We start from the raw sequence: 12,565 nt of genomic DNA on the forward strand, positions 1-12,565 counted from the left end.
AATATGTTTACTCTAAAGAACTAATAAAAGCTTCATCAAGACCGGTTACACTAGAAATTAAAGAAACATTACAACCTTGGGATAATAGTTTTTTTGCTATTTCAACTCTTTCCTCAGCTTTTCCAATTTGGATACCTTTAGCTTCACCAACTTGTAAGCCTTCAAGAATACCTATTTCTTTCCCTTCTTGTTGCCAATGCTGTGCTAAACTTCTCATAAGCCTTGTTCCTATTTCTGGATTCAACTTTGTTGATAATAAATTCTCTAGCTTTATTTTATCAGCTTGCTCTATCTTCGTCAATGTATAATATAATATCATTTCTAGATAATCATAACCTATCGTTATTTTGGTTAATTCCGGTAATATATCTGATATTTCTTGCCATCTTTTTAATAATTCCCTCTCATGTATATGTTTGAGAAAAAATTCTAATATCCCTGACCATATCCTTTGTTTAAACTCTTCATCAGGAATTTCATGGACATTCACTAACTGGTAATCATTAATCCATAATTCTCTTGCTAATTTGTTATTGGCAAATAAATCCCATAAATTCCTTGCAACATTGTATTTCTCCTGACCATTATAAAATATCATCGGGTATATTAATATTTGGTTTATGTTGTTTTAACTGTTTATATAACCATATAGCACTTACTTTACTTCTATTAGCTATTAATTGATCGTCACCACGAACGTTTAATTCAAACCACTCCTTAATTTTAGATAAATTTGACTCATCATCACTAAAATATTTTGTAATAGCACTATATAGTGACTCTATAACTAATGAAATTTCTCGACTCATTTTATATAAATCTTTAGTATTACTTATTAAAAATTAAGATAACTTTAAATAGTGGATAGCTGCTCATGATTATCTGTAATATTACCAGTTAATTTTAATTCAGAATTTTCTTGGTCATAATTTGTAACATCAATCAGTATTTCAGTATCAATCTTGTCATAAGATATAGGATTAATTATATTACCCTGATCTTTTACAACTATATCTATGTTCCCAATTCTTTTTCCAATTAAACTTGTTAGCTTTAGTTCAGGATGAGCCTTATAAAATCCTAAAACATCAACATCACATTGAGAAAAAGCTCTAAATGCAATTTCTTGATTTTCCTTTAAAAGAGTAAATAAGTTAGGGGAATAATTTATTTGTAAAACTCTACACGGGCTGTTGAAAAAGTTATAAAAAGAAGTAGAAAAGAGTTAATCTAAGGAATAAGCTGTATTTTTATGCTTAAATGAAGGTGTAAAGATGCAGGGTTATAAGCTTGATCAAAGTGTGAGATGTAATAGCCTTAGCTTAAGGCACATGATACCTAATGATCATTTATTAGTGAGGATTCATGAAGCTAAAGAATTAGAGTTTTCTTTTATCTATGAAATAACTAAGAATCGTTATTGTGCTAATTACGGACGTCCATCAATTGATCCTGTATTATTTTTTAGGATGCAAATAATAAGTTACTTATATGGTATAAAGTCAAATAGACGATTATGTAAAGAAATTCAGTTAAATATAGCATATAGGTGGTTTTGTGGTTTAAGTTTAGAGGATAAAGTACCGGATCATTCATCATTAAGTAGGATAAGAGATAGATTTGGGGTAGAACTATTTCAAGAAATATTTATAAGCTTGATTAAGCAATGGTATGAACTAGATATTATAAAAGGAGAAACAATTATTTCAGATGCCTCTTTAGTTGAATCTAATGCCTCTATGAATAGCCTAATATTAAGAAAAGATCAAGGTGATTCACAAAAGAGAGAATTAAAAAAATATGAACGTCGTTATCATGATTTCCGAGAAGGGAAAAAAGTAAGGAAAATATCTAATCAAACTCATGTCAGTAGGACAGATCCTGATTGTAGTCTTGTATCAAGAACTAATGGTTATAAAAAGCTATGTTATAAGACCCACTACTCAATTGATTCAGATTCACGTATTATAATAGATTGTTATGTAAGTACAGGATCACAACATGAGTGTATTGTACTTCCAAGTAGAGTTTGGAATATATTAAATAATTTTTCTTTTAGAGTAAAAGAATGGATAGCAGACAAAGGTTATGGTAGAGGTCCAACCTATGGATATTTTAAATTACTTGGAATTACAACTTATATACCTTTACATGTAGATAATCTTGGTGAAGGAAAAATAAGTAGGGGGGAATTTCAATATGATAGAGAACAGGATAGATATAAGTGTCCACAGGGACATTATCTTTATCCGTATGATAAATTAGATAAAAAACAAATAAAACGTTATCGTATTACAGGAGGGCATTGTAAAAATTGCTCTCTAAAATCAGGTTGTATTTCTGATAATTATAGTAATAGAGGACGATTTATTTATCGTAATCCTTATCAGGATGAAATAGATGAGGTAAAGGTCAGACAGAATAGAATTGATTTTAAGAAAAAACTAATTGAGAGAAAGTGGAAAATAGAAGGTCTATTTGGTGAAGCTAAGGAGAATCATGGTTTACGAGGAGCAAAATTTAGAAGTGTACAGAAAACACAGATTCAAATACTGATGATTGCGATAGTACAAAATTTTAAACGGATACTTAAAATTATTTTTTGGTTTTTTTATCTACTGCTATTAAAGATAAAAAAATATTAAAGTATTTGCAACCTTGTTGATTTTTTCAACAGCCCGTACACTTGATCTGACAGGTAGAGATTGATTAAGCAGCAAAAGTGCTGTCAGATAAGTAAGAATTAATAGACTTATCTTGAGCAATTTTAATGCTATCCTTGAAAGTTTGCATAGGAGTTTTTCCATAACAGAACTTTCCAGAATGCGGTCTAGTATTGTTATATTTGTTTAAATATTGATCTAAGTCAATCTGTAAATCCTCTAATGAGCTATAAATCTTTTTACGGAAAGCTATATCATAAAATTCATCTTTTAAAGTTCTATGTAATCTTTCGCATATTCCATTAGTTTGAGGAGAACGTGCCTTAGTTTTAGTATGATCAATATTTTCTATAGCCAAATATAACTCAAAAGCATGATGTTCTACCTTACCACAATATTCCGTTCCTCTATCTGTAAGGATTCTCAGTAGTGGTACATCATGATTATTAAAGAAAGGTATTACCTTATCATTTAAAATATCAGCGGATGTTATTGCAGATTTATCAGTATAGAGTTTGCAAATAGCCACTCTAGAATAAGTGTCAATAAAGGTTTGTTGGTATATTCTACCTACTCCTTTCATATTACCGACATAATAGGTGTCTTGTGCACCAAGATAACCGGGATGCTGAGTATCAATTTCTCCATGAGCCTCTTTAATTTGTTTTGCTTTTTTTAAAGCAGATATCTGCTCTTCTGTCAGTAAGATACCGTCCTGTGCAGATTTAGCTTCTAAAGCTTTGAGTCGTTTCTTTAGAGTTTCAAGATCGTTGCGTAGCCAGATAGAACGTACACCACTGGATGACACTATAATACCTTGCTTTATTAGTGCTTGGCTCGCACGAAGCTGACCAAGAGCAGGATTCTCTATAGCAAGATTTATTACTGCTTGTTCTATATGTTCTGATACACGATTCTTTACTATAGGTTTCTTACGACTCATATCCACAAGAGCCGCTTCTCCGCCCATCTCATATAGTTCCTTGAAACGGTAAAAGCTATCTCTTGAATAGCCCATTACTTTACACGCAGTACTAACACTACCTAGTTGTTTTGCAAGTTCTAATAATCCTAATTTAGGTTTGATTATTTTTTGATCATAATTTGACATATTGTTCCTATTAATTGAGTTTTATATTTAGTTCGTGGATATGATAGATAACTCCTTAGTTATCTACATACCCACAAACTCGTCTAATTTCAATCTTAATATGTCAGATCAAATCTGAAGGTTTACACATAAATTGACTGATGAACAGGCTATTGGTAGAAGAAGGAAGGCTAATTTATTAGCTAAGTCTCATAAATATAAATCTTCTTCAAGAAACCAGAGATTACTAGATTGGTCAATATTTATCACTAATATATCAGAGGATATGGTTAATGCTGAGCATATAATGATAATTTATCGAGCAAGATGGCAAATTGAATTATTATTTAAATTATATAAAAGTCATGCAAAAATTGAAAATCTTAAAGGGAGAAGTAAACCTGCAAGAGTTTTGTGTGAATTATATGGTAAATTATGTAGTGTGCTTATTTTTCATGGATTATCGAATTGTGTAGAATTAGCAAATGATAGAGAAATTAGTTTAACCAAAGCATTTATTGAACTACAGAAAAGGTCAAGAGAATTATTCCTGTCTATTACTGGACGTCTTAATGATTTAAAGCAGTTCCTTAAGAAATTAATTATAGATTGGGGGAGATTTTCTTTGAAAGATAAATATCGTAAAACCAGATTATCTTCCTTAAATACACTAAAATTATTAACAATTATGGCTTAACTTGATGCGTATGGTGGGTTTTACCGGTCCACGCAACAATGCCTGCTCGCAATGACGATTAAGTACCCACGCAGCAACGCCTCCGCAGAAATACAATAAGGTACTTAAAACTTGAAATATTCCCAATTGACTTTTTTTATGTTATAAAGAACGGTTATAGTCATATAAACAGTATCTATGCTTAGTTATCTTAAACAAAATTTACATTCTTATTTTTCTAGTAGAATGCTGATTTTTACTTTAATAGCGGCTGCCGTTATTTTTGCCTGTGCTACTTCTTATGTGATATCTTTAGAATCGAAGAATTTTAGTACGATTATTGGATTTTTATTAGTTGATTTAGCGATTTTTTTAATTTTAGGTGTTTTACTAACTCAAAAATTTTTTACTAAAAATAATAATAATGATAGTTCTAAATTACAAAATCGTATTGTAATTGCCTTTAGTTTAGTTGCAGCTATTCCAACTATAATTGTTTCGGTATTTTCTGTTTATTTTTTTAATCTTAGTGTTCAAGCTTGGTTTGATAAGAAGATTTCTACAGTTCTTGACCAATCCGTGATAGTTGCAGAATCTTATATTGCCGAGCATAAATTACAGCTAAAAGAAACGGCTTTAGCCGTTGCTGAAGATTTAAGCGATATGTATTACGATTTAATTCACAATCCCGCTTTATTTACTAAAACACTTAATACTGAAGCAGAAATGCGTTCGCTTGATGAAGCTATAGTTTTAAACAAATCTACTAATACTATAGTAGCTAATAGTTATTTAAGTTTTTCATTATCATTTGCAACTATCCCTGCACATTTAATTAAAAAAGCGGATTTAGGTGAACCGGTGGAAGTAAAATCCGATCCAACCAAAATAAGGATGCTGATTAAATTAAAAGAATATAATGATGTGTATTTATTAATCGGTAGATTAGTAGATAATAAAATTATCGACCATGTAGATGCAACTAACGGAGCAGCTGCCGAGTATAATAGCCTTAAAAATGAAATAGATAATATACAGATTAAGTTCTCTATAATGTTTATCTTTATTGCCTTATTACTTCTTTTTGTAGCTATAAGTTTCGGGGTTATATTTACTGCTAAAATAGTAAAACCTATTAAAAAATTAGTTACTGCAACCGACAAAGTTAAAGACGGTGATTTAACGGTGCAAGTACCTGAAAATGAAGTAGATAAAGACGAAATAGGAACGCTTTATGCGGCATTTAATAGAATGATTAAGCAGCTTTCCCGCCAGCAGCGCGATTTAGTTATAGCACAGAGGGCTATGGCTTGGTCGGATGTTGCAAAAAAAGTAGCCCATGAAATCAAGAACCCGTTAACTCCTATTTTACTTGCTTCTGAAAGGCTGCTTAAGAAATTTAGTCCTGAAATTAAGGAAAGGGCAGAATTTGAAAGTTATTTAAAAATGATTATTCGCCATACTAACGATATTAAAAATATAGTATCCGAATTTGTTCTTTTTGCACGTCTTCCTGCTCCTAAATTTACGAAGAGTGAATTAGTTTATTTAGTTAAGCATATTGTTGAAGCACGTAAATTACTTAATGATAATATTTTGTATAAATTTGAGTCTAACGTAGATCAATTTGATTTTATGTGTGATGCTACCCAAATAAATCAAGTTATGATAAATTTGTTGAAAAATGCAGAAGAGTCAATAGAAGGGCGAGAATCCGGGAAAATAGAAGTTACTATAGATGCTAAAGACGATTTTATTAGTGTTATTGTAATAGATAACGGTAAAGGATTCCCGCCTGAGCTAATAGGCAAAGCTACCGAAAGCTATGTTACGACCAGCAGTAAAGGTATGGGAGTAGGGCTTGCTATAGTCAAAAGAATAGTCGAAGAACATTGCGGCATTCTAGATATAGCGAACAGAGAAGAAGAGGGAGCAATAATCGATATAAAATTCGATTTAAAAGAGCTAGATTTGAAAGTCGGACGTTCGGGAGGTTAGAATTATAGTATCGGACAATTTTTGAAAAACCCTATATGTCATCCCCGCGGAAGCGGAAATCCAGTAAAACCTATAAAAACTAAGTTTTATAGGTTCATTTTATTAAATAATATAACCTATTAAGTTTTTTCTGGATTCCCGCTTCCGCGGGAATGACATAGAAGCTCATCTTGTTTGAACCTTTCTGAATTATGCTGTGCCAGATAATTTTATAAAATTTATTGCATAAAGTAATTTTTTATGTTTATAGTGACAAAATAACCATAAATTATTTTAAGGTATTTATTATGCTATCAAAAATTATCTCTATAATTATATTTGTATAATAATAAATCCCGCTATTAAAGCAGATATGGATGTTAAGGATGATATTATACCAAGAAAGGCGTTATTTGCCTTATCTAAATATAAAGAATTAAATTTTAGTCCGGACGGTAAATATATAAGTTATACAGCAGAGAAAGATAATAAATCGTATATATATAGTAGATAGTGATGATCCTGACAATATTATAACGACCATAGATATAAAGTGCGGTAATTGTAATTATGCTTGGGGCTATAATAATCATATACTTTACTTAGAAAGAGAAGCAAGTACTAATAATAATCAGCTTTATAGTTATGATATAAAAACCAAACAAACAAAATTATTAACTCCTGATAAAAATCTTACAGCTAAGTTAATTGCCGCAAGTCCTAAAAATCCTAATGAAGTATTGATTGGCTTAAAACAAACTGATCAAACATATTTTGATATTTATTCATTTAATCTTACTGATTACAGTAAAAAATTAGTATTGAAGAATGATAAATTTTGGAATTTTCTTTTTGATAATAATTTACAAATTTGTTTTGGGATGGCTATGAATGAGAAAGGTGAAAAAGAATATTGACGATTTATAGATAATGAATGGCAGCTCTTTACCAAAATACCTCTTAAGGATAGTTATGATACAAAATTTTTTAATTGTAATTCTCAAAATAACAGTTCTTATTTATATGATAGTCGAGACCGTGATAATATAGCTATTAAATTAGTCAATTTAGCAAACGGTAAATCAGAATTAATTGCTGAAGATGAAAAGACAGATTCTTACAGCTTTACCTCTGATCCGATTACCAATAAAGTCCAAGCGGTTATAACTAATTACGATAAACCTAAATATCGTATAATTGATAATGCTATTAGAGATGATATTAAATTCCTTGAGGTCTTAAATTTAGGGGAATTAGAAATTATGCATCGTACAGTAGATGACAAAACTTGGTTTGTAATGTTTTATAGTGATACCCGCCCTACTAAATGTTATAAATATGATAGGAAAAACAAAGAAGTAAAACATTTATTTGCACGTTATAAAGCATTAGAGCAATATTCTCTATCTCCTATGAATCCGGTAATTATTAAATCTAGGGACGGTTTAGATTTAGTTAGTTATATTACTTTCCCTAAAAATACTGAGTTAAATAAGCAAATTTATCCAAAGAATCCATTACCGTTAGTACTTTTAGTGCATGATGAACCTGATCAAAGAGATAAATGGGGTATGAACACCAATCATCAATGGCTTGCAAATCGTGGTTATGCGGTTCTAAGCGTTAATTTTAGAGGCTCGGAAGGATTCGGAAAGAGGTTTTTAAGTAGCGGTTACGGAGAATGGGGGCAGAAAATGCAAGACGATTTAATTGATGCTGTTAACTGGGCTATTAAAAATAAAATAGCCGAACCTAAAAAAATTGCTATTATGGGAGTCGGTTACGGTGGATATGCGGCACTTGCCGGATTAACTTTTACGCCTGAGCTTTTTGCTTGCAGTGTGGATATTGCCGGTCCACCTAATTTAGCAACAATTTCAAATTACTTTATTCAAGATGCTCGTTTAGATAGGCTAGATAAAGTAAAATTGAGTCTTTTAGAAACGGCTGAGAAATTATACCGGTTACTCTCCATTAACGCACGTTACTAATATCACAAAGCCTTTACTTGTAATGCAAGAAGCAAAAGATACAAGAATGCCGCAAGCTGAATCGGACCAAATGGTAGAAGCAATGAACAAGCATAATATTCCGGTAATTTATACTTTATATAAAAATGAAACACATTTCTTTTTAAATGAATCAAATAAACTTTCCTTTTATGCTATTGCAGAACGGTTTTTAGCAAAACATCTCGGAGGGAGGTTTGAACCCTTTGATAATGAGGTTTTAAATAATTCTAATTTAGTATTAAACGGTAGCACTCCATCCGAAAAATTGTTAGAGGATTTGCTAAATAAATAAGCTTAAGAGCCTGTTCACGATCTTAATTTTAAAGCTAATTAAAATCTTTTTAGCTGCAAATTATAAGATTTTTTTGAAATAGGAGTACTATTCCTACAAAAATCTTATTAATTTTTGCTTAAAAATCTGTTTAGTTATCAATTAAAATAAGATTGTGAACAGGCTCTTAATAAAAAAATAAAATAATTTCAAAATTGTAGTTGACAGGTCTGATTATATTGCATATAACTACACCTAATCTAAAGCGATAAATGAAAAAAGTCGCAGCTGTTTTTAAAAGTAAATAATTAGATATAGATAGTGACAGTAAACATGTACATATCACAAAAGTGATAATTAAACCTGTCAATTTTTTAAAGTAAAACTGACAGAATCAAACTTGAGAGTTTGATCCTGGCTCAGAACGAACGCTATCGGTATGCTTAACACATGCAAGTCGAACGGACTAATTGGGGCTTGCTCCAATTAGTTAGTGGCAGACGGGTGAGTAACACGTGGGAATCTACCCATCAGTACGGAATAACTTTTAGAAATAAAAGCTAATACCGTATATTCTCTACGGAAGAAAGATTTATCGCTGATGGATGAGCCCGCGTCAGATTAGGTAGTTGGTGAGGTAACGGCTCACCAAGCCGACGATCTGTAGCTGGTCTGAGAGGATGATCAGCCACACTGGGACTGAGACACGGCCCAGACTCCTACGGGAGGCAGCAGTGGGGAATATTGGACAATGGGCGAAAGCCTGATCCAGCAATACCGAGTGAGTGATGAAGGCCTTAGGGTTGTAAAGCTCTTTTAGCAAGGAAGATAATGACGTTACTTGCAGAAAAAGCCCCGGCTAACTCCGTGCCAGCAGCCGCGGTAAGACGGAGGGGGCTAGCGTTGTTCGGAATTACTGGGCGTAAAGAGTGCGTAGGCGGTTTAGTAAGTTGGAAGTGAAAGCCCGGGGCTTAACCTCGGAATTGCTTTCAAAACTACTAATCTAGAGTGTAGTAGGGGATGATGGAATTCCTAGTGTAGAGGTGAAATTCTTAGATATTAGGAGGAACACCGGTGGCGAAGGCGGTCATCTGGGCTACAACTGACGCTAATGCACGAAAGCGTGGGGAGCAAACAGGATTAGATACCCTGGTAGTCCACGCCGTAAACGATGAGTGCTAGATATCGGAAGATTCTCTTTCGGTTTCGCAGCTAACGCATTAAGCACTCCGCCTGGAGAGTACGGTCGCAAGATTAAAACTCAAAGGAATTGACGGGGGCTCGCACAAGCGGTGGAGCATGCGGTTTAATTCGATGTTACGCGAAAAACCTTACCAACCCTTGACATGGTGGTCGCGGATCGCAGAGATGCTTTCCTTCAGCTCGGCTGGACCACACACAGGTGTTGCACGGCTGTCGTCAGCTCGTGTCGTGAGATGTTGGGTTAAGTCCCGCAACGAGCGCAACCCTCATTCTTATTTGCCAGCGGGTAATGCCGGGAACTATAAGAAAACTGCTGGTGATAAGCCAGAGGAAGGTGGGGACGACGTCAAGTCATCATGGCCCTTACGGGTTGGGCTACACGCGTGCTACAATGGTGTTTACAGAGGGAAGCAAGACGGCGACGTGGAGCAAATCTCTAAAAGACATCTCAGTTCGGATTGTTCTCTGCAACTCGAGAGCATGAAGTTGGAATCGCTAGTAATCGCGGATCAGCATGCCGCGGTGAATACGTTCTCGGGCCTTGTACACACTGCCCGTCACGCCATGGGAGTTGGTTTTACCTGAAGGTGGTGAGCTAACGCAAGAGGCAGCCAACCACGGTAAAATTAGCGACTGGGGTGAAGTCGTAACAAGGTAGCCGTAGGGGAACCTGCGGCTGGATTACCTCCTTAAAGACTAAATTAGTATATTGCTTATATTTATATAAGTAATTACTCAGTCCAAATATTTACTGTCACTATCTTTAACTAATTGTTTGCTTTTAAGACTATAATTTTCTTTTTTCAATTTCCTATATCTCTTCTCAAAAACAATACTATCTTTTTTAAAGAAAGAATTAAAGTAATGAGTAACAAAACTTATTTGCTTATATATTCATTAGACTTCTTGCATATCCTCCTTCTAAAGGTAGTTTGTCCACAGAATCTAGTAATTCTTGACATATTTTTATATTAATAATATCTTTCCATTAAAATTTTGGAGATATTTAGATTAACTTATGAAAATTTCTAAATCACAGGCAAAGATACTTTTTTCAGCATTAAATGAATGGAATAACACCGGTTTACTTGACGATATAGAAATATTAAATTTTGATTGGAAGAAATTAGCTAGATATTCTTTTTGGGTTTCTTTAATATGTATAGTTATTGCTATTAATGCTATTTTGTCTGATCGTTATCTACGCGAATTATTAGAATATATTTTTAATGCCCCGTATCTGCTGAAATTTATTACCTTATCAACTTTATCGGGAATAATTTATTTTGTTGGTTTTAAAAGACAACAACAAAAACCAGAGAAAATTTTTAGCAATGGGGCAGTATTATTTTTAGGGGTCTTAACCACTGCTTGTGCTATTTATCAACTAGGAAAAGCATTTGATTCAGGGAGTGGACATTTTTCCATTTTATTGCTTTTATCTTTTATTGTTTATGCCATATTAGGATATTTCTCTAAATCAAATTTAATTTGGTGCTTTGCTTTAATTTCACTAGGTAGTTTGATGGGAGCAGAAACCGGGTATATGTCAGGATGGGGAGCTATTACTTAGGTATGAATTATCCATTACGTTTTATATTATTTGGAGGAATCTTAACATTCTCTGCTCTTGCACTAGAGGAAAATAAAAAATTCAATCACTTTACTCAAGTAACTCTTGTAATTGGTTTATTATATTCATTTATTGCAATGTGGTTATTATCAATATTTGGAAATTATGACCCTGAAGATTATTACTTGAAGTCGATAAAGCCGATAGAATTATTTCATTGGTCTTTATTATTTGTGTCCGGAGCAGCTATTTATCACGGTTTAAAACAAGATAATTCGGTAACTAAAGGATTTTTATTAATTTATATACAAGATTTTTTGAATATTTTTGGAATACAACTCATAAAGCAGTATTTTTTACAATTCTAGGAATAAGCTTTTGGTGGCTTGGAAGCAAAGCAGAGAAAATTTGGAATCTTACTGCAAAAAAATAATTAATATATAAAGTTCTGCTTTTTTAAGGGACGTATATATTCAGATAGAACTTAAAAAATTGGCAGCAATGTCTTTTTAAGTTCTCGAATGCTGAACATTTAATAACCGCTGTCGTTCCTCGTCTTATTGATTCCTTGCTCTTTTTAGCTGCAAATTATAAGATTTTTTTAAAATAGGATATATCCTCTCAAAAATCTTATTAATTATCAATTAAAGCTATTTTGTTAACAGTCCCATAAAGTAGTTTTTAAGCAATAATATATAAATTAATTATTTTTAATTCATAAAATATCTTAATAAAACATAATAAATATCCTACAATAATATTAAAAAATATTAAGGGTAAAATATATGAATTACTTAGGATACGGTGGTATTTCTCTTGGAACAATACCTTGCAATAGTAATATCATTTAATGTTAACAAATCAATATTATGGGCTATCATTCATGGATTTTTTGGATGGTTTTATATTGTATATTATTTGTTATTTAGAAAATAGACTTCTTGCATAACCTCCTTCTAAAGGTAATTTATACGTCAATCCGGTACTCGTATCCTCACGTTACTTGCGTGTACGTTGCAGTGGTAAGTGCTTCCGTGTTTCTTTCAAATTTCTATTCATAAGATAGGTTATGCAAGAAGTCTAATAATAGGAATCATCTA

The 12,565-nt window shown here is 32.6% G+C and carries 8 protein-coding genes, 1 rRNA gene and 3 pseudogenes; 8 read left to right on the forward strand and 4 right to left on the reverse strand.

Annotation, left to right across the window (positions count from 1 at the left end):
• Positions 1 to 7: 7 nt before the first annotated feature.
• Positions 8 to 610: pseudogene (locus REIP_RS05145) on the reverse strand (Rpn family recombination-promoting nuclease/putative transposase); the annotation flags it as partial.
• On the reverse strand, positions 585 to 809 hold the full coding sequence (locus tag REIP_RS05150) for a hypothetical protein (RefSeq protein WP_045803986.1): 225 nt from the start codon (positions 807 to 809) through the stop codon (positions 585 to 587). The pseudogene REIP_RS05145 and the gene REIP_RS05150, both read right to left, overlap by 26 nt.
• Before the next feature lie 522 nt (positions 810 to 1,331).
• Here REIP_RS05150 and REIP_RS05155 point away from each other — a divergent pair.
• On the forward strand, positions 1,332 to 2,645 hold the full coding sequence (locus REIP_RS05155; RefSeq protein WP_172686766.1) for a transposase: 1,314 nt from the start codon (positions 1,332 to 1,334) through the stop codon (positions 2,643 to 2,645).
• A 64-nt stretch (positions 2,646 to 2,709) separates the two neighbouring features.
• On the opposite strand, the gene REIP_RS05160 is transcribed toward REIP_RS05155, so the two are convergent.
• A complete protein-coding gene (locus REIP_RS05160; protein ID WP_045803566.1) occupies positions 2,710 to 3,774 on the reverse strand; it encodes an IS481 family transposase in 1,065 nt (354 codons plus the stop codon).
• 130 nt (positions 3,775 to 3,904) lie between these two features.
• Here REIP_RS05160 and REIP_RS05165 point away from each other — a divergent pair.
• The 7 genes and pseudogenes from REIP_RS05165 to REIP_RS12565 all read left to right on the forward strand — a co-directional run.
• Positions 3,905 to 4,450, forward strand: a pseudogene (locus REIP_RS05165) (transposase); the annotation flags it as partial.
• A gap of 177 nt (positions 4,451 to 4,627) precedes the next feature.
• A complete protein-coding gene (locus REIP_RS05170) occupies positions 4,628 to 6,427 on the forward strand; it encodes a sensor histidine kinase NtrY-like (RefSeq protein WP_045803987.1) in 1,800 nt (599 codons plus the stop codon).
• A 1,241-nt stretch (positions 6,428 to 7,668) separates the two neighbouring features.
• Positions 7,669 to 8,397, forward strand: coding sequence for an alpha/beta hydrolase family protein (locus tag REIP_RS13210; RefSeq protein ID WP_269429011.1), 729 nt, complete (start codon positions 7,669 to 7,671; stop codon positions 8,395 to 8,397).
• 1 nt (position 8,398) lies between these two features.
• The gene (locus tag REIP_RS13215; protein WP_331385745.1) at positions 8,399 to 8,710 is read left to right on the forward strand and encodes an alpha/beta hydrolase family protein; all 312 of its coding nucleotides are present in this window, start codon (positions 8,399 to 8,401) and stop codon (positions 8,708 to 8,710) included.
• 375 nt (positions 8,711 to 9,085) lie between these two features.
• A 16S ribosomal RNA gene (locus tag REIP_RS05180) occupies positions 9,086 to 10,584 on the forward strand.
• A 326-nt stretch (positions 10,585 to 10,910) separates the two neighbouring features.
• Positions 10,911 to 11,465, forward strand: coding sequence for a hypothetical protein (locus REIP_RS12560; protein ID WP_231569248.1), 555 nt, complete (start codon positions 10,911 to 10,913; stop codon positions 11,463 to 11,465).
• A 2-nt stretch (positions 11,466 to 11,467) separates the two neighbouring features.
• Positions 11,468 to 11,833, forward strand: coding sequence for a hypothetical protein (locus tag REIP_RS12565; protein ID WP_052691099.1), 366 nt, complete (start codon positions 11,468 to 11,470; stop codon positions 11,831 to 11,833).
• A gap of 553 nt (positions 11,834 to 12,386) precedes the next feature.
• On the opposite strand, the pseudogene REIP_RS13695 reads toward REIP_RS12565, so the two are convergent.
• A pseudogene (locus REIP_RS13695) lies at positions 12,387 to 12,540 on the reverse strand (palindromic element RPE1 domain-containing protein).
• Between the last annotated feature and the right edge of the window lie 25 nt (positions 12,541 to 12,565).

The sequence above is a fragment of the Rickettsia endosymbiont of Ixodes pacificus genome, from assembly GCF_000965155.1.
Taxonomy (GTDB): Bacteria; Pseudomonadota; Alphaproteobacteria; order Rickettsiales; family Rickettsiaceae; genus Rickettsia; species Rickettsia tamurae.